Consider the following 18,191-nt stretch of genomic DNA (forward strand, 5'->3'; position numbering starts at 1 on the left):
TTCTCCCGTGCGGCTCTCGCGAGGACGCCGGAGACGTTGTGTAGGTCGCTACCCGATGTCGCCGGACCCGCAGCGAGAGCCGTGCGAGAGGTTCCGCAACAGCACCACCCACGAAAATCGCGCGGACTAACTACGCAAAGGCGTCCCGCGCTCAACCGGCCTGGGGGTCACCGGGAGCGCGGGACGCGTAATCGACACTACTGATCGGCCGCAGCTCCTGTCGAGTCACCGATGGGCCGGGTCACTCACTTTTCCGATTCCGAACCGGTGGCTTCGGAGCCGCGACGCATCCGGACACGCCCGGAGTGAAGATCCAGCGGTCCCGCAGCGCTCTCCCTGTCGTCCTCCTTGGCGACGGCCACCCATTCGGCCCGTTCCAGTCGGTACTTGCTGCCCGCCTCGAACAGCCCGTCCACGCCGGTGACGGTCTGTCCCGAGCCGTCGAAGCGTCGCGCGTACGAGTCGCGTCGCGCCTGGCGCCGCCTGGCGCGACGCAGCCGGTCTATGCTCACACCGCCACGCTAACGGAGCGCGTCACGCTTGCCCGGAACGGTGAGAGACGTGCCACACCAACTCCGCCGTGCCACCGACGACTCCGTCGTACCACCGAGAACAGCGACTGTGACGAGCGACACCGAACGACTCCGAGTGCGGAGCCACCCCGCGACCCGCTCGAAGAACTTCAATAGGGTTTCGGTGTGCAGCAGGATCCGTATCAACTCCGCGTGCGGACAGCGCGGTTGTCCCCGCTGGCCGAGGCGTTCGAGGTCGTGGATCGGTACGCCGAGATCAATCACCGCTACCGCAAGCTGATCCACGACTCACGAGAGATGCTGGCGGCCACGGATGTGCGGCTGACCCAGGCGAGGGGGATGGGCAAGAAGCTCATGGTGCTGGCGCGGGCAGCGGGCTCGGACTTCCGGGAGCGACTTTCCCCGGAGCAGCGACAGCTATTGGACGCGGGGCTGCGTCAGGCCGACGACCTGGTGTACGGCGACAGCACCGGGCAGGACTGAGCGAACCGTCGCGGGCCACCGAACGAGTCGGCGGCCCGCGACACGGCGGCTGGTCCTCCGGGACCGGACACGGTGCCCGAAGGTGCTCAAGCGCTGCGGCCCGAGGCCACCCACTTGCTCATGGCGTACTGGACCAGCGCGATCAGGGCCTCCTTGGTGGAGGACTGATCGCGCGCGTCGCAGCTCAGCAACGGAACGTCCGAGCTGACTGCCAGTGCCTCACGCACTTCTTCGATGCTGTGCTGCAGCTTGCCGTCGAAACAGTTCACTCCGATGACGTAGGGAGTACCTCGGTCCTCGAAGAAGTCGATCGCCGAGAAGCAGTCGGCCAGCCTGCGGGTGTCCACCAGCACGACGGCACCGATAGCACCGCGCACCAGGTCGTCCCACATGAACCAGAACCGTTGCTGTCCCGGCGTGCCGAACAGATAGAGAATCAGATCGGCATCCAGCGACAACCGGCCGAAGTCCATCGCCACGGTCGTGGAGTTCTTGCCCGGCGTGGCGGCCAGGTCGTCGATCCCTTGGCTGGCCTCCGTCATGACCGCTTCCGTGGTGAGCGGAACGATTTCGGAGACCGAACCGACGAAGGTCGTCTTACCCACGCCGAAACCACCGGCCACCACGATCTTGGCCGAGCTGGTGGAGGATTTTCCGGTCTGCTGGGGCGCCTTAAAGCCGGCGGAGTCCACTCAACACCCTTTCCATCAACATCATGTGCGGTTCACTGCCGCTGTCGGTCACGGTCTGGTGGATATCGACCAGACCCTGTTCGGCCATATCCGCCAGCAGGACCTTGGCCACACCGAACGGCACACCAAGCAGCGCCCCGATCTCGGCAACCGACCGGGGCTGACCGCACAGCTGTACCACTGACTGGTACTCCTGCCGCAAGGGTGTGCCCGGACGGTACTGCGCGCTGGTGGAAATAAGTGTCTCCAGCTCCAGTTCCACATTGGATTTGGTACGTCCCCCCGTCCACGCGTAGGAACGGATGCTGGCCGCTGGAGTGTCCTCCCCCTCTTCGGCCCGGTTCGTCGGTTCGTTCTCCCAACCGGCCGACTCCTCGGACCGGGCGCTGTCGGAACGCGTGCGCTCGGATCGCCGCGGACGCGGTGCGTCCTCCTGCTCCTCCGACCTCCGTTTGCTCCGGCCGCGCCCACTGCCGAAATTGAGCCCGTTGTAGACGTCGGCGAAGGTCGCCTCGTCCACGTCCTGCTCCTCATCCCGCCCGTACCACCGCCCGACATCGTCGGAACGACGCTCGTTGTAGCCGGAATCCCTGCTCATGGTGGCCTCACACCAATTGCTCTGAAACGGAGTTGTCAGCGCCCTGCAACTGCGAACGCAGCTCGGGCGTGAGAATTCGACCGACTCGCTCGACCAGCATCGCCATCTCGTAGGCGATCAGGCCCATGTCGCATTGCGGTGCCGCCAGTACGGTCAGGCAGGAACCGTCGCTGATGGACATCTGCAGCATCATGCCGCGATCCATCTCGACTATGGTCTCCTTGACCTGCCCCGCTTCGAAGCATCGAGCGGCGCCCTGGGTGAGGCTTAACAAGCCCGAAGCCACCGCGGCGAGCTGTTCGGCCCGGTCCCGCGGCAACTTGTCCGAAGACGTCAACAGCAGCCCGTCCGCCGAAACCACGATCGCGTGAGCTACTCCGCTGACGCGCTCCGTGAAATCGGTGACCAACCAATTGAACTGGTCGATCTTCGCCTGCTGAGATGACATGTCGCCTCCTTTTGCTTGGTTCGGCGGTGGCTGAGCGGGCGGAACTCGGCCCCACCTATCTATTCCCCAGCGCTGTGCCTGCCCCGACGCACACCCTGCTGGAAACTCGACAACCGGCCACGGGTCTCGTCCGGCGCCGGTGTGTTCTGGGTCCCGGAACTCTGACCGCTCGGTGGTGGGGCGCTTCCGGGGGCGAGATGCTGTTTGGGCACTCGCCTGGGTAAGCCCGCCGAGGTGTAGTCCGAGGGCTGTGGATCCGCGGCCGCGTCCGCTTCCTGCTGTGCCTGGTCGGTTTCGAAGTTCCACGCGGAGGACTCGTTCACCGGAGACTCCGATCGAGTGATCCAACTCGACGAATTCCGCTGCTGTCGAGCTCGTCCGTCGAGCTGATGGTTGGCTTCGGCTCCGGGGGCGTCGGCATGCTGTGCCGTCGAGGGCGACTGGTCGTGCCGCGGCCCCTGGTCGGGGAGACCGCCGCCGGGGAATCCGGAGGCGGCACTGTCCGAGGACTTCTCGAGCTCGGCTTCTTCCATCCAGCTGAGTCCTCTGCCACCGGTGGCGGTACCGGCGTTCCCACCGGCTCGCGGACCGCCAGGAGCGGCTCCGGACCGACCACCGGAATCGTTCGACTGACCGCGCGGTGTGCGGCGCGGCAGACCGGAGGGGGTGAAACCGCTCGGGTCCGCACGGGACTCGGAGGTGGGTTCCTCCACCCGGGGATGTTGTGTGGTCTCCTCCGTGCTGCCCGGCGGAACCGGCGTTCCCGCGGGGGTTCCCCTGTCGCTGGGCCAGTCGCTGGGCCAGTCGCTGGGCCAGTCGCTGGGCCTGTCGCCGGAGGGCCTTTCACCGAGGGCCTCCCTCTCGTGCGGGACTCGGCGGTCGTTGTCGTCCTCCCCGGTGGGCCAGGACCACTCACCGGTACCGGACTGCCCCGAGGAGGTCTGGTGATAGGCGTCCTCGGGTGCCGGGTGGAACCACTGTGGTGCGGAGTCGGTGAACATCGCTGGCGAACCGGTTCGGGGTGCTATCGCGTGAACAACGGTCGGCGCACTGTCCGAGTAACGCTGTTCCGGCCCCTCTTCCGACGCGAAGTCGTCGAAGTGCAGCGATGTCCCGAACGACTCCTCCTCGGTGCTTTCCACGTACTCCTGACCCTCCGGAGGTTCGAAGAGACCGCGGAACCTGTCCGACGGCTCCGGATCCCGCTGCTGGGGATCCCGCTGCTGGCTCGCGGAGCGGACCGGCTCGGCAGCGGCCGGGGGTTCCGGTTGGGAAACCGGCGTGGGGGGCGGTGTCGGAGCCTGCGGCCGCGAGTTCCCCTGCTCCGGAGGCCGGGAACGGTCACCGGCCTGGGAAGGAGGCTGGGTGGGGGTCGCCGAGGAACCGCCACGTTGCTGGGTCGGCAGCGAGGGGGGCTCTCCCAGATCGAAACGGGGCAGACCACCTTCCAGGATCTGATGACGGTTGGCCCCGTTGGCATTGGCCCCGTTCGCACGGGGAGCGGAGGTCTGTTCGTTGCCGTTGCGGGGCCGCTCCTCCTCCTGCTGTCCCGGCTGTTCGGCGGCGGTGCTACCGGAACCGTCCTGACCTGGGGAGGACAACCGCTGTTCGATGGTGGAAGGGCTCGGCTCGGGCGTGGACCGCACGGTGGACTGCGCGGAACCGTCGGGAATGACCAGGTCGGGCGGAATCCGGACCGTGGCGCGAACTCCGTCGACGTCGTCCCCGCCGTGCAACCGCACCGTGATGCCGTGCCTGCCCGCCAGCCGCGCGATGACCAGCAGCCCCATTCGCCGGGAGGTTGACAGGTCGTACTCGTCGAAGGAGGCCAGCCGGTCGTTGGCCTCGGCGAGTTCCTGCTCCCCCATGCCGATCCCGTGGTCGAGCACGTCGATGGTCAACGAGGAGTCCTCGGACTGATGGCTGGAGACCGTGACCGATGTCTCGGGGGAGGAGAAGTTCGCGGCGTTGTCGAGCAACTCGGCCATCAACCGCACCAGGTCGCTGCCCGCGTAGCCGACCAGCCGGGCCGCCGGGGGCGACTGCACCACCACACGGGGATAGTGCTCGATCTCGGAGATCGCGGCACGGAGCACGTCGGACAGCTGCACCGGCTGGGTGAACCGGCGCGCCATGTCGCTGCCGGACAGCACCATGAGGTTCTCGTTGTTGCGCCGCATCCTGGTGGCGAGGTGGTCGAGCCGGAACAGTGTCGCCAGCTGGTCCGGGTCGTCCTCGTCGTGCTCGAGTTGCTCGAACAGTCGCAGCTGACGCTCCAGCAGGCTCTGACTGCGCCGGGAGACGTTGACGAAGGAGTCACTGTAACCGCGCCGCAGGTTCGCCTGCTCCGAGGCGAGGTAAAGGGCCTGGCGGTTGACCTCGTCGAAGGCGCGGGCCACCTGACCGACCTCCTCGGTGGTCCGCACCGGCACCGCGTCGACCTCCACATCGGATTCGGAGGACCCGTGCCGGATGCGGTCGACGGCACGGGGCAGCTGTTCGTCAGCGGCGTGCAGCGCGCCGCGGCGCAGCTGATCCAGCGACCTGAGCAGATTGCGCCCCATCACGACGATGATGGCAGCTGCCACGATCAGCCCCGCGACCATGATCACAGTGGTCAGTCCGGCCCGGTCGCTGGCTTCGTCGTACAACGAGTAAGCGCGCTGGTTGAACTGCTTCGACAGCTCGTAGCGCACCTGGGTGGTGCTGTTGATGAGCTTGTCGGAAAGCTGGTTCCACTGGTCCAGCGTCAGGGAGGAGCGCACTTCGTCGACCCGGATCGCCCGCATGAGCTGATCCTCGGTCTCCAACCACCGCTGCATGACGTCGCTGTTGACGACCTGCCTGGCCTGTCTCGGCTCGGAGTTGGCCACGGACTCGAAACTGGTTATCCGCGAGTCCAGCCGGGCCCTGGAGTCGTTGAGCGCGTCGGTCAGGTCGGGAGTGAAATCGCTCCGGGGGAGCGCGGCGTCCACCAGGGCACGTTGGATCCGGATCTCGTCCTCGGCCCTGGAGAGTTCGTGCAGCGCGCTGATCGTGCTGTAGAGCCTCGAGTCGTCGATGGTGTTGATGACCGCGCGCTCCATCGACAGCAGCGAGCTGATGATCTCGTTGTAGGTGCCGATCGCGTCGACGGGCCGCAGCGAACCGGTCATCACTCCCTTGCGCAGTTCGCGCAGTTTCCCGAGCTGCCCGCGGAGCTGGTCGAACTGCGCCGAGGTCACCGGGCTGAACTTCTGCACGTTGTCCAGCACCCGCGGCGCCTGCTCCACGAATTCGGTGACCTTCTCGTACTGCTGCTGGTACTCCTGTCGAGCACCGGGGGCATCACCGAGCAGCTCGGCGGCCCTGGTGCGCTCGGACTGCAGTCCGGTCAGCAGCGGCTGGATACTGTCCCGCGCCTCGGTAAGCCTGCTGATCTCCTTGTAACGATTCGCCTGGGAAACCTCGTCGTTGATCTGGAAAACACCGAGCGCGAGCACGAACACGACCGGAACGAGCACGACGGCGCCGAGCTTTACCGGGATCCGCCAGTTCCGCCAGTCGCGCAGTGAGGCGCGCCGCGCGCCACCGGGCCTGTTCCGCGCGGCTCGGGTGTCTCGGACCTGTTCCCGGTTCGCCCGTCGTGCCGCCGCACTCACGAAAGCTCCCGAAAGTCAAGCTGTCGTTCGTCCTGCTCTGTCACGGTGCGGTCCCTTCCGAACGAACAAATCGTAGGAGAACGGCGCCTGTGCCACCCGGCCGAGTGAAGGCATATCCCGGTGTTCCCCGAGTCGCTCCGAGCGCATCCCGGATCACTTCGGTACGCGGTATTCTGGGCGGACGTGATCCCCACAATACGCTCCGTCACCAATAGTCGCGTACCGCGAGGGTCACTTCACCAGCCTTTTCGAACGGGTGACGCGCGGCTTGTGGCCATCTCGGATTGTAAAGATAGCGGACAAGGTACCGATCGCGGGGCGACTTTTCCACCCCGACCGCCTGAACAGGACATCCGGGCGCATAGAAGATCATGTTTTAGGCTTGCCCGGTAGCGTGACACACGAAGGACGGAGAAAGTTCGCACAAGGTGCCGAACCGCAATACCCTAGCGTGTTCGACCGACTGTGAAAACCGGGACAGGTGCGACGCCGTCGAGCCGCTGTGGTACTCATCGGTAATGGCCCATGAGCTGCGACACGACAGAGCGAGATCCTCTCGGCCATGCCCCGAAGTCCGGACCGCACATCCGTCCGACTACGGCGGAGGAAGCAACAGGATTCCCCCGATAGCGGGAACAAGGACGTAGTATGTTGCGCTGACCGGACAGGCTCCGGCGGGCCGACACCACGGCCGGGAGGCGCCGCGATTCGCGTCGGCTGTCGACGTGGTCGCGCCGAACACACCGAATCGGCACAACCCCACCGACACAGTTAACCGACTTCGGAAGAAGGGCGCATGAGCAACACGACGCCACCACCACTGCGCGCGCGGCACGGGGAGCGAAGCGAGAAAACGCACGCTTCCTTCGGCGGTATCGAGAAAAGCGCGGCACGCGGCGGAAAAACCGGCCCCGATTTCGCCGGAATTGCGGGATCCGCGGAATTCGGTGAACTGCGTTCACGGCTGAAGCGCTTCGTGCTGCCGATGACCGTGTTGTTTCTCGCCTTGTATCTCGGTTACGTACTACTGGCCGCCTACGCGCCGGACTTCATGGCCGAGCCGGTCTTCGGCAACATCAATGTCGGCTTGTTGTTCGGGGTCGGACAGTTCGTTTCCACGCTCCTGATCACCACGCTCTACGTCAAGTTCGCCGAGCGGCGGGTGGACCCCGAGGTGGACAAGCTGCGGGAGACCGCCGGTGGTGGTCAGCCGTGAACACACTGGCGCAACAGCAGTCCCCGCTCGGCGACACCAGTCCCGTCGTCAACATCAGTGTGTTCGCCGGGCTGATTCTGCTCACACTGCTGATCGCCTACCGGGCCAGCAGCAGCGGGAACACCAGCGACTACTTCGCGGCGGGGGGAACCTTCTCCGGTGCGCAGAACGGAGTCGCGCTTTCCGGTGACTTCCTGTCCGCTGCCTCGTTCCTCGGCATCGCCGGTGCCATCGCGGTACACGGCTACGACGGGTTCCTCTACTCGATCGGCTTTCTCGTGGCCTGGCTGGTGAACCTGCTGCTGGTCGCGGAGCGACTGCGCAACACCGGCCGGTTCACCATGGGCGACGTGCTCAGCTTCCGGATGCGCCGACGTCCGGTGCGTGCCGCGGCCGCCGTGTCCACACTGTTCATCACGATCGCCTACATGGTCGCGCAGATGGCGGGAGCGGGCGATCTGGTGGCCCTGCTGCTGGACATTCGCAGCGGCACGGGACAAGCCCTGGTGATCGCCGTGGTCGGCGTGGTCATGGTCTTCTACGTGCTCATCGGCGGCATGAAGGGCACCACGTGGGTGCAGATACTGAAAGCGGTCATGCTGCTGCTGTCGGTGGCGCTGATAACACTCTTCCTGCTGGGCAAGTTCGGTTTCAACTTCAGCAGCCTGATGCAGCGCGCCGCCGAGAACAACCCGCTCGGTGAACGCCTGTTCGCCCCGGGCGCCCAGTACGGCGAAAGCGCGCTGACGAAGCTGGACTTCGTATCGCTGTCGATGGCACTGGTACTCGGCGTGGCCGGACTGCCCCACGTGCTGATGCGGTTCTACACGGTGCCGAACTCACGGGAAGCGCGCCGATCGGTCGTGTGGGCCACCTGGTTGATGTCGCTGTTCTACCTCTGCACGCTGGTCATCGGATTCGGCGCGGCGGCACTGGTGGGCACCGAGACCATCAACAACGCGCCGGGTGGCGAGAACTCCGCCGCTCCGCTGCTCGCCTACGAGATCGGCGGAACGGTACTGCTCGGTGTGATCTCCGCGGTGGCCTTCGCGACCATCCTCGCCGTGGTCGCGGGCCTGACCCTGACGGCGTCCGCCTCGTTCGCGCACGACTTCTACGCCAACGTGATACGCGGCGGTAAGGCCGACCCGGCCTCCGAGGTCAGGGTGGCGCGCATCACCGCGATGGTCATAGGTGTCGCGGCCATCCTGGGTGGAATCCTCGTCAACGGGCAGAACATCGCCTTCCTCGTGGGACTGGCCTTCGCGATCGCCGCCTCCGCGAACCTGTCCACTCTGGTGTTCACGCTGTTCTGGAAGCGGTTCAACACCAGCGGAACCCTGTGGGGGATGTACGGCGGGCTCGGATCCTGCCTGCTGCTCATGCTGTTCTCCCCGGTGTTCTCCGGGTCCGCCGACTCCGTCTTCCCCTCGGTGGACTTCAGTTTCTTCCCGCTGAGCAACCCGGGTCTCGTGTCGATCCCGATGTCGTTCCTGTGCGGTGTCATCGGCACCCTCGTACGGCCGCGTTCCGCCGATCCGGAGGACTTCGACGCGATGAAGGTGCGCTCGCTGACCGGTATCGGTTCACGGGACGTGGTGTACTGACGAGTCCTCACCGTCCGCGGCATCTCGTCGGCTCGGTTCCGCGGGGGTCGTTCGGTGCGCCCCCGCGGAGTCTCGTTCCACCGTCTCTCGCGCCGGAACCGCACAGCCCCTGTCCGGTTCCGGCGCCGTCCGGTTCCGGCGCCGTTCCGCGCTGGCCGCGTTCGGCTCTGCCGGTGTTCAGTTCGAACGGCGCGCGAACTCGGCCACCACGCGACCCAGTTCGGCACCCGCGTCCTCCTGGAGGAAGTGACCGGCTTCGGCGATGGTCGCGTGCCGCTGTCCGGCCGCACCCGGCAGCAGTTTGCGCAGCACCGGCCCCATGGACGCGGTGATCGGATCACTGTCGCTGAACGCGGTCAGCACGGGTGTGTCGTCCGCGGCCAGCGCTCGCCACGCGGCGCGGTTCGCCTCGGTGGCCGGATCGTCCGGGCTGGTCGGCACCAGGCCCGGCATGGCGCGCGGCCCGGCCTTGTAGGACTCGTCGGGGAACGGCACGTCGTAGGCGGCGCGCACTTCCGGAGACATCGGCCGGGCACATCCGCTCGCGACCAGTCGACCGACGTCGAGGGTTTCCGCCTGCTCCACGGCCCTGCGGAATCGCCACCACACCTCGGGCATGTCGTGATCGCCGGTGGGCATGCCGGTGTTGGCCGCGACAGCACCCGAGAACCTGTCCGGGTGCTCCGCGAGCAGCCGCAGTCCCAGCAGCCCGCCCCAGTCCTGTCCCACCAGGGTGATCTCACGCAGGTCGAGCACGTCGAAGGCGAACTGGCGCAGCCACTCGACGTGCCGCGCGTAGCTGTGGTCGCCGATCTCGGACGGCTTGTCCGAACGACCGAAACCGACGAGGTCGGGAGCGATGGCCCTGATGCCCGCCTCCGCCAGCACCGACACGACGTCACGGTAGAGGAAGGACCAGCTCGGCTCCCCGTGCAGCAGCAGTACCGTCGGGCCGTCCGCCGGACCGGCCGCGACGTAGGCCATGCGCAGCGTTCCGCCGTCCTGATCGGACAGCTCGACGTGGTGGGGGGGAGTACCGGAATCCGGGGATCGCCTCGAAGCGCTCTTCGGGCGTGGTCAGTACGCGCATGCGGGGACGTTACAACCGCGCTCCGCACTGCGTCCACGGAACCGTGCCGTTCCGCAAGCACCGGAACCTGGAACACCCGGTGCGCCCGAACCGCCACACGAGGTGTCGGGACGGTGCTAATCTCGGGTACGGCTCGATTCCGAGCTCTCGCCGGAACTTCCGGGGAGCCCGGGGCGTCCCGGCTCCGGACAACGCCTCCAGGAGTCCCAGCTCACGATGTCCAACGGCACCACGACGGCCAGACGCACTCCGGTCATGCCCGCCTGGGCCATCTGGGTGGGCGCTGGCGTGCTGCTGCTGGTGGCGAGCCTGTCGATGTGGCTGCTGCTGGGGTCGTTCGGCAGCGGCAGCGACCGGGACAAGGCCCGTTTGGAGGCCGTCAAGGTCGCGGGCAGCATCGTGCTGGGAACCGGCGGAGGGGTCGCACTGCTGCTGGCGGCGCGCAGGCAGCGGGCCACCGAGCTCTCACTCGACCAGAAGGAGCGAGCGGCCGCCGACGCCAGACACGACGCCACCGAACGGCGGGTCACCGAGCTGTACGCGGCGGCGGCGGAGCAGCTCGGCTCGGACAAGGCGCCGGTACGACTGGCGGCGCTCTACGCGCTGGAACGGCTCGGGCAGAACAACCCGGCACATCGTCAGACGGTCGTCGACCTGTTCTGCGCCTACCTGCGGATGCCGTTCACGCCCGTCGACCCGGAACAGCCCGGAGCGAGTGACACGCGAAGCACCAACCGGGCGCAGCGGCTGGGGCTGCGACCGCCCACCCGCCGGATGAACGGCGCACAACCCTCGCTGCTCGTACCGATCAACGGCTTCGAGGTCGGCGACGAGCAGGAGCGACAGCAGCAGGAGGAGCAGGTCAGGCGTACCGCGCAGCGGCTGATCTGGTCACACCTCCGGCCGGATCCGGACGCGGCCGGGGAGCCGAACAATCCGAAGTTCTGGCACGACATCAGTCTGGACCTGACGACAGCGACCCTGCAGGACTGGAACCTGGTGGACTGCCGGGCGCATCACGTGCGGCTGGACCGCGCGCGGTTTCTCGGCCCCGCCGTGTTCGACCGGGCCGAGTTCACCGGACAGGTTCGCGCCAGGGAGACGGTCTTCCAGCGCGAGGCGTGGTTCGCCGACACCACGTTCCGGCGGTTCGTACGGCTGGACCGCGCGGAGTTCCACGCCGAGGCCGATTTCGACCGGGCGGTGTTCGGGGAGTGGCTGAGCCTGGCGGGGGCGGTGTTCCACGGGTCTTCCTCGTTCCGGGACGTCCGGACGGCTGACTCGGATCGGGAAACTCCATCGGAACCTTCGTTCGGGGAAAGTCCGCCACTGCCCGGCAGCGTCCCGGGGGAGTACGAAAGACCCGGAGTGCAGACCGGGGAACCGCCGAACACCGGAGCGGGAAAGGCCGAGGATCTGGCGGCGCCCCCCGGCGAACCCGGTTCAGTGGCGGAGCCCGACGAGTACCCATCCGCTTCGGACAGTCGCGACACGATCCGGCGGATGCAGGGCTGAACACGGCCAAAAACGCGTAGAAATGCATCTTGCTGCATCACTATGCTCAAACCGTGATCTCACTTGCCGAGCTGCAGACGCTCATGCGACGGGGATGGCCCGCGATTCGGGAGACGACGATCGACGGTTGGATCGCGCGGCTCTCCGACGGAGTGACGCGGCGGGCCAACTCGGTCCTGCCGGTCCACTGCCCGAACGACCTCGCCGACGCCATCGGCCGCGTCGAGGAGCTGTACCGCGGCCGCGGACTGCCGCCCGTGTTCCAGATCGGCCCAGCCGCGCGGCCCTCCGGTCTGGACTCCGCACTGGCTCGGCGGGGATACGAAGTCCGAACGCCGACGATCGTTCAGGTCGCGCCGATCGAGGACGTACTGCGCCGGACTCCACCGCCCCACCGCGAAGTACGGGTGCTGAACCGGCCGGACTCGGCCTGGCTGGATCTGTGGTGGGCGGTGGACGGGCGCGGCGGACGCGAGTCGCGGGCGATCGCCCACGACGTGCTCACCGGTGGTGAAGCGTTGTACGCGACGGGCGAGGACCGGCACGGCACCGCCGCGGTGGGACGGCTCGCCCTGGTCGGTTCCTGGGCAGGGGTGTACTGCATGGCGGTCCGGCCCGACGCGCGACGTGGCGGCCACGCGAGCGCGGTCCTTCGCGGCCTGTTGGAACGTGCCGTCGAACTCGGAAGCGAGCACGCCTGGCTGCAGGTGACGGCCGACAACGTCGCCGCACGCGACCTCTACGAGCGGTTGGGATTCGTTACTAAGTCCAGCTACCACTACCGGGAGCTCACGAAGCCCGTCGCCGAAACGGTCCCCGCCCGAACGAGGACGGCGTGAACCGATCGGCGCATCGGCGGGAACGGTGGAGCCCGGAAAACCGGGCTCACCCGAATATCGACATTCTGGCCCACTCCATCGCCTCGCTGAAGCTGTTGGTCACCCCGACGGCGTCCAGTTCACCGGCCCACTCGCGCCGCGCGGGAGTGACACGTGCCACGTAGAAAACCACGGGTCCCTTGTAGATGTTCTGGTCACGCAGCGCCTGAACGTCCTGCAACCCGGAATCGTCGACACCGTGCCGGTTGATGTCGGAGACGATTATGTCCGGAACTCTGCCACGTATGGCCCGCTTCATCGACTCGAAGTCGCTGGCGGTGTCCACCTTCGCCCCCCACTCCCGCAGGGTGGTGACGATCCCTCCGGTGTCGGAGAACTCACCGTTCTTCTCCGCGAAGACGTCGTCCACGACGAGCGCGTACCCACCCCGCATGTCGGTGCGCTCGCCCGGCAACCGCTCCTCGGCGTCGGCGATCCCGCCCGGATCGAACCGGAACCGCCGACGTTGCAGGTGCTGTCGCAGGTGATCGAAGTGCGGAGACTCCTTCAACTGACGCAGCGTGGTGGTGAACACTTCATCGGTGACAAGCCTGGGGAAGGACTCCGGAAGTTGCTGCTCCAGCTGCCCGAGATAGTCGCGGAGCACATCACGGTCAACGTTCTCGCCAGGCGATTCGATCTTGTACTTCGTGAAGACATCCCGCCACGATTCAGGGTTCGTACCGCCCATGTTGATGTTTTCACGAACATCGTGGTACTCGAGGAACTCCTGCACGGGATCCTCGGTGGCGGAGCTGGTGAGCAGTCTGTAGAACGCCGGATAGAAGTGCTGCAGCAGCAGGACTCTGACCAGGATTTTCGCGCCGAAGTCCTGCCACTCCTTGTCGAGGTGGTACTCGAGCACGAAACTGTTGATCAGCCTCTTGATGCGTCGCGGATTACGCCCGGTGCGCTCGGCGACGAAGTTCAGCACGTGTTCGTCGAAGAACTGCGAGGTACCCGACCTCGATGCGTAGCCGTTGACCAGGTCACGCACCTGGCGCTGCCCCGGCTGGGGCGAGTGGTAGTTCACCTGGACGATCTTCTCCAGGTACCCGGCCGGATGAGCGCCCGCGATGTCCGCCTGCTGGATACTGCGATTGAGCGCGGACTGATCACAGCCGATGACGAACACCAGCCCCGGGACGTCCAGGTAGAGTTTGATCGCCTCGCAGACGGTCACCACCACATCGTGCCGACAGCGATCCAGATCGTCGACGAAGACGACGATCTGCTTGCCCGCCGAGTTCGCCGAGTTCACCCACTCCTGGGCCATGTCCCTCACCGCGCCCCGAATCTCGTCGCGCGACTTCGGATCCACCGAAAGCTGCGCCCAGAGCTCGTCGACCAGCCGTCGAAGGCCGAATGCGGTCATCGCGAGGCGGAACCCGATGCGAAGCCACCTCGACAACCGCGGCGCTCCGGCGACCCTGTGGTAAGCCCTGCGCAGGATGTTCCGGTCGAAACGCAGCAGCACGGATTTGATCAGGACTTCCAAGGCGTCGGAACCCGAGGTCCAGGCGTTGAACCAAGTCGTCCGCACTCCTTCCGTCCCGTCCAGCCGAAGCCGCAGCTGTCGCATGAGGCTGCTTTTGCCCATGCCCCAGCCGGCGTCGATCGCGAGCGTGAACGGAGTGGAGTCCCGCGAGGAGACGATCAGGTCGGAGAGCCTGTCGGCGGTATCACTCGTACCGAGCAGGTCCTCCCCGTTCTCGCTCACGGGCTCGTCGTTGAGAACGACGAAACGATCGTCCGCCGACGGTTGCACCTCTGTCCTCTCCCAACAGCGATTTCCACCGGTTCACCTCGGAGTGATGAGAGTTCTCCGCGTCGTGTCGCCGCCGAGCGCCCGTCAGCGACGGCGAGCCGTGCCGCACCGGTTTCCCGGTTCGCCCCGACGAGGTATCGACGCACTCCGTCCTGCCGCACTGGCCGCTGAAGCAGCCTGACCCGCCCCGAGCCGATCCCACATCCGCATCGGAGACATCCTCGCAGTCAGTACTACCGCTCGTGTCGAGAACAGCGATTTCCGTGCACGGATCGAGCCGCGCCCTGGCACACGGTTCAACAGGTCCGGAGACAAGAAACCGCCCCCTGCCCCGTCTTCGCGGGTCAGAGGGCGGTGTTATCGGTTGTGCCGGGTAGAGGATTCGAACCTCTGAAGCTTGCGCGGCTGATTTACAGTCAGCTCCCTTTGGCCGCTCGGGCAACCCGGCGTAGCAGCCATCCGCTGTTGGCTTGTACCAAAATCATACATACCGGCACCCGCGCTCGTGTAAGGGGGGCCGGGTAGCGTATTCGCTCACCACAACAGCCCACGTGAGGAGTTTCCGACATGGCGGACCCGTCGTTCGACGTAGTGAGCAAGGTCGACCGGCAGGAGGTGGACAACGCACTCAACCAGGCTGCCAAGGAGCTCGCGAACCGGTTCGACTTCAGGGGAACCGGGACGAAGATCAGTTGGGCCGGCGAGGAGGCCGTGACCCTGGAGTCCGAGACCGAGGAGCGCTGCAGGGCCGCGGTCGAGGTCTTCAAGGAGAAGCTGGTCAAGCGGGGCATCTCACTGAAGGCCGTCGAGCTGGGCGAACCGGTCGGCTCGGGCCAGGTGCATCGGGTCTCCGGCAGCCTCAAGCAGGGCATCGCGCAGGAAACGGCCAAGAAGATCTCCAAGAAGATCCGCGACGAGGCCCCCAAGGGGGTGCAGGCACAGATCCAGGGCGACCAGTTGCGGGTCTCGGCCAAGAAGAAGGACGATCTGCAGGCAGTGATCTCGCTGTTGAAAAGCAGCGACTTCGACGTGGCACTGCAGTTCGAGAACTACCGTTGAGCGGAGGCGGGACCAGCCCGCTCGCGGAGTAGGCACGCCGCACGCACAGCACTCGCAACCGTCGACGGGAGAACTCGGTGAAGGGAATCGTGTTGGCCGGGGGCAACGGCACGCGGCTGCACCCGGTCACCCAGGTGGTGTCCAAGCAGCTTCTCCCGGTCTACGACAAGCCGATGGTGTACTACCCGCTCTCGGTGCTGATGCTGGCGGGGATCCGCGACATCCTGCTGATCTCCACGCCCGAGGACCTTCCGCTGTTCCGTCGCCTGTTCGGCGACGGCAGCAGCCTCGGGCTGCGCATCGAGTACGAGACCCAGACCGAGCCCAACGGACTGGCCGAGGCGTTCCTGATCGGCGCGGACTTCATCGGCGACGACTCGGTCGCGCTCGTGCTCGGCGACAACATCTTCTACGGACAGGGGTTCTCGAAACTGCTGCAGCACAGCACCGCCGAGCTGGAGGGCTGCACGCTGTTCGGCTACTCGGTGCGCGATCCGCAACGATACGGCGTCGGCGAGACCGACGGCGCGGGCAAGCTGGTCTCACTGGAGGAGAAACCGGCCGCCCCCCGCTCCAACAAGGCGATCACCGGGCTCTACCTCTACGACAACGAGGTGGTCGACATAGCCCGTACGCTGCGCCCCTCCAACCGTGGCGAGCTGGAGATCACCGACATCAACACGACGTACCTCGAGCGGGGTCGCGCACACCTGATCGAGCTGAATCGCGGTTACGCCTGGCTGGACACGGGCACGCACGAGTCGCTGCTGGAAGCTGGGCAGTTCGTGCAGGTGCTGGAACACCGCCAGGGAGTGCGCATCGCATGCCTGGAGGAGATAGCGCTGCGCATGGGGTACATCACACCCGAGGAGTGTTACGAGCTGGGGGGGCGGCTGTCCAAGTCCGGTTACGGCCAGTACGTCATGGAGATCGCCGAGGCCATTGCCGGACGGCAGCTGGACGCCGAGGCCGAGTGAGTCGGCTCCGACGTCCCTGCGACATCGATTTCCGGGCGGCGTCGATTTCTCGCGAAATCGCCGCGCCAGTACGGCGTTGTGGCCCGGTGGCCGTCGATTTCTCGCGAAATCGCCGCGCCGTTACGACGCAGGGCCGAACTCCGACCACCCACGCAGCCCGACCACCCGCGGGTTCTCCGGTGCGGCTCTCGCGAGGACGGCCCCGACGTCGTGTAGGTCGCTACCCGATGTCGGGGCACCCGCAGCGAGAGCCGTGCCGGAGGTTCCGCCAAGCGAGCAGCTACGTCCCAGGCCACGGAATCCATCATTCGGAGCCACGCAGCGCAAGAGTCCCCGGTGCGTGAGTCGGATGCATTGCGAGGCCGGGCCGCTCGCCGCGTAGATCGCTACTCAAGAGCCGGCCCAACACAGCAAGGCGCCGACTCACGTGCCGGCTACCCAACCACGCACGTGAGTGTTGATGCTCCCTCTTAATAATGGGTGGGTAGCTGGCGCCCTGCCAGTCCTTCCAGCCGTCGAACCCGGTCGGCGATGGGCGGATGGGTCGAGAACAACCGCGTCATCCGTTCCCCGGGGCGGAACGGGTTGGCGATCATCAGGTGGGACTCGCTGACCAGCTTCGGGTCGGCCGCGAGCGGGGCCTGCTTGGTCCCCCGTTCGAGTTTGCGCAGTGCCGATGCCAGGGCCAGCGGATCTCCCGTCAGCTCGGCCCCCGATGAGTCCGCCTGGTACTCGCGGGAGCGGCTCACGGCCATCTGGACCACGGCTGCCGCCACCGGCCCGAGCAGCGACACCAGCAGCAGCGCGATCAGATTGGGGCGTTCCTCGTCGTCCCCGCCGAAGCTGGCGAAGATCAGCCCGAAGTTGGCGATGAAGGTGACCGCGCTGGCCAGCGCGCCCGCGACGCTGGAGATCAGGATGTCGCGGTTGTAGACGTGCGAGAGCTCGTGCCCCAGCACGGCGCGCAGTTCCCGCTCGTCGAGCAGCTCCAGGATCCCGGCGGTAGCACAGACGGCCGCGTTGCGGGGGTTGCGCCCCGTCGCGAACGCGTTGGGCGCCACGGTGGGACTGATGTAGAGCGCGGGCATCGGCTGCTTCGCGGATGTGGCGAGTTCTCGCACGATGCGGTACATCGCGGGCTGCTCCGCCTCGGAAACCGGCCGGGCACGCATCGACCGCAACGCGAGGTTGGCCGAGTTGAAGTACGCGTAGCCGTTCATTCCGAGCGCGATCAGCAGCGCCACGACCATGCCGGACCGCCCGAACAGCGACCCGAGCAACACGATGAGTGCGCTCATGGCACCGAGCAAGAGCGCTGTTTTTACTCCGTTCCAATGCCTGTGCAAGGTACTCCCGCCTCCGCCCGGTTTCCGGACCAGTTTCCGGGGACCGGTCACCTTCGACGATGACCGGGAACCACGCACGGTGAGCGGCGATTCACGCCGGCCGGGCGCCCCGTGAAGAACTCACCTGGACAACGTCGCGCGAGGACCGGCAGTTCCTTAACACGCCACGCCGAACACGTCACAGAATCGGTGGAGACCGAGCTCATAGCCCCACCGATCAACTTTCTCTCGCGAAGAAACTAAACTGAGGGACACTTGTAAACGACTCACGCGCTCGGCCCGTGCCGACACGCGAGGCCGCGCCCGGCGGCGAAACGTTGTCGAACCGGCTGCTGTGGTG

At 66.5% G+C, this 18,191-nt stretch carries 14 protein-coding genes, 1 tRNA gene and 1 pseudogene; 7 read left to right on the top strand and 9 right to left on the bottom strand.

Annotation, left to right across the window (positions count from 1 at the left end; translation table 11 throughout):
* Positions 1–245: 245 nt before the first annotated feature.
* A complete protein-coding gene (locus BM150_RS08745) occupies positions 246–512 on the bottom strand; it encodes a hypothetical protein (RefSeq protein ID WP_092925927.1) in 267 nt (88 codons plus the stop codon).
* A gap of 186 nt (positions 513–698) precedes the next feature.
* On the opposite strand from BM150_RS08745, the gene BM150_RS08750 reads away from it, so the two are divergent.
* On the top strand, positions 699–1,016 hold the full coding sequence (locus BM150_RS08750) for a hypothetical protein (RefSeq protein WP_092925929.1): 318 nt from the start codon (positions 699–701) through the stop codon (positions 1,014–1,016).
* A gap of 86 nt (positions 1,017–1,102) precedes the next feature.
* On the opposite strand, the gene BM150_RS08755 is transcribed toward BM150_RS08750, so the two are convergent.
* From BM150_RS08755 to BM150_RS08770, 4 genes are read right to left on the bottom strand one after another with little or no spacing between them, the layout of a single operon-like run.
* Entirely contained in the window at positions 1,103–1,708 is a 606-nt protein-coding gene (locus tag BM150_RS08755; protein ID WP_092925931.1) for a GTP-binding protein, read from the bottom strand.
* Positions 1,689–2,306 (bottom strand): DUF742 domain-containing protein, encoded by a 618-nt coding sequence (locus BM150_RS08760; protein WP_092925933.1) that lies wholly within the window; start codon positions 2,304–2,306, stop codon positions 1,689–1,691. Before BM150_RS08760 ends, BM150_RS08755 begins: the two co-directional genes overlap by 20 nt.
* 7 nt (positions 2,307–2,313) lie before the next feature.
* Positions 2,314–2,754 (bottom strand): roadblock/LC7 domain-containing protein, encoded by a 441-nt coding sequence (locus BM150_RS08765; RefSeq protein ID WP_092925935.1) that lies wholly within the window; start codon positions 2,752–2,754, stop codon positions 2,314–2,316.
* A 59-nt stretch (positions 2,755–2,813) separates the two neighbouring features.
* Positions 2,814–6,395, bottom strand: coding sequence for a sensor histidine kinase (locus BM150_RS08770; RefSeq protein WP_245755369.1), 3,582 nt, complete (start codon positions 6,393–6,395; stop codon positions 2,814–2,816).
* 796 nt (positions 6,396–7,191) lie between these two features.
* Between BM150_RS08770 and BM150_RS08775 the strand changes: the two genes are divergently transcribed.
* Positions 7,192–7,611, top strand: a complete 420-nt coding sequence (locus BM150_RS08775) for a DUF485 domain-containing protein (RefSeq protein WP_092925937.1) — start codon at positions 7,192–7,194, stop codon at positions 7,609–7,611.
* Entirely contained in the window at positions 7,608–9,218 is a 1,611-nt protein-coding gene (locus BM150_RS08780) for a solute symporter family protein (RefSeq protein WP_092925939.1), read from the top strand. The genes BM150_RS08775 and BM150_RS08780 overlap by 4 nt, the downstream gene beginning before the upstream one ends.
* 177 nt (positions 9,219–9,395) lie before the next feature.
* On the opposite strand, the pseudogene BM150_RS08785 reads toward BM150_RS08780, so the two are convergent.
* Positions 9,396–10,308, bottom strand: a pseudogene (locus tag BM150_RS08785) (haloalkane dehalogenase).
* A gap of 216 nt (positions 10,309–10,524) precedes the next feature.
* Between BM150_RS08785 and BM150_RS08790 the strand changes: the two are divergent.
* Positions 10,525–11,823 carry a pentapeptide repeat-containing protein gene (locus tag BM150_RS08790; protein ID WP_092925941.1) on the top strand — a complete coding sequence of 433 codons (1,299 nt, stop codon included), beginning with the start codon at positions 10,525–10,527 and terminating at the stop codon, positions 11,821–11,823.
* A gap of 53 nt (positions 11,824–11,876) precedes the next feature.
* Positions 11,877–12,662: a GNAT family N-acetyltransferase gene (locus BM150_RS08795; protein WP_139219487.1), complete on the top strand. Its 786-nt coding sequence runs from the start codon at positions 11,877–11,879 to the stop codon at positions 12,660–12,662.
* A gap of 46 nt (positions 12,663–12,708) precedes the next feature.
* Here the strand turns inward: BM150_RS08795 and BM150_RS08800 are convergent, their stop codons facing one another.
* Both BM150_RS08800 and BM150_RS08805 read right to left on the bottom strand, forming a co-directional pair.
* Positions 12,709–14,421: a P-loop NTPase fold protein gene (locus BM150_RS08800; protein WP_175496741.1), complete on the bottom strand. Its 1,713-nt coding sequence runs from the start codon at positions 14,419–14,421 to the stop codon at positions 12,709–12,711.
* Between the two features lie 415 nt (positions 14,422–14,836).
* Positions 14,837–14,917: transfer RNA gene (locus BM150_RS08805), tRNA-Tyr, on the bottom strand.
* Between the two features lie 119 nt (positions 14,918–15,036).
* On the opposite strand from BM150_RS08805, the gene BM150_RS08810 reads away from it, so the two are divergent.
* Together BM150_RS08810 and rfbA are read left to right on the top strand one after the other, a co-directional pair.
* Positions 15,037–15,528, top strand: a complete 492-nt coding sequence (locus BM150_RS08810; protein ID WP_092925947.1) for a YajQ family cyclic di-GMP-binding protein — start codon at positions 15,037–15,039, stop codon at positions 15,526–15,528.
* Between the two features lie 77 nt (positions 15,529–15,605).
* Positions 15,606–16,505 (top strand): glucose-1-phosphate thymidylyltransferase RfbA, encoded by a 900-nt coding sequence (rfbA, locus tag BM150_RS08815; RefSeq protein WP_092925949.1) that lies wholly within the window; start codon positions 15,606–15,608, stop codon positions 16,503–16,505.
* A 470-nt stretch (positions 16,506–16,975) separates the two neighbouring features.
* Here rfbA and htpX read toward each other — a convergent pair whose 3' ends face one another.
* Positions 16,976–17,851 carry a zinc metalloprotease HtpX gene (gene htpX / locus BM150_RS08820; protein ID WP_092925951.1) on the bottom strand — a complete coding sequence of 292 codons (876 nt, stop codon included), beginning with the start codon at positions 17,849–17,851 and terminating at the stop codon, positions 16,976–16,978.
* Between the last annotated feature and the right edge of the window lie 340 nt (positions 17,852–18,191).

The organism is Actinopolyspora alba, assembly GCF_900112765.1.
In the GTDB taxonomy this organism is placed as follows: Bacteria; Actinomycetota; Actinomycetes; order Mycobacteriales; family Pseudonocardiaceae; genus Actinopolyspora; species Actinopolyspora alba.

Excerpts from the sequence above, each read along its gene's own strand:
- BM150_RS08760 (WP_092925933.1), bottom strand. The coding sequence starts at position 2,306 with ATGAGCAGGGATTCCGGCTACAACGAGCGTCGTTCCGACGATGTCGGG.
- BM150_RS08765 (WP_092925935.1), bottom strand. The coding sequence starts at position 2,754 with ATGTCATCTCAGCAGGCGAAGATCGACCAGTTCAATTGGTTGGTCACC.
- BM150_RS08775 (WP_092925937.1), top strand. The coding sequence starts at position 7,192 with ATGAGCAACACGACGCCACCACCACTGCGCGCGCGGCACGGGGAGCGA.
- BM150_RS08790 (WP_092925941.1), top strand. The coding sequence starts at position 10,525 with ATGTCCAACGGCACCACGACGGCCAGACGCACTCCGGTCATGCCCGCC.
- BM150_RS08810 (WP_092925947.1), top strand. The coding sequence starts at position 15,037 with ATGGCGGACCCGTCGTTCGACGTAGTGAGCAAGGTCGACCGGCAGGAG.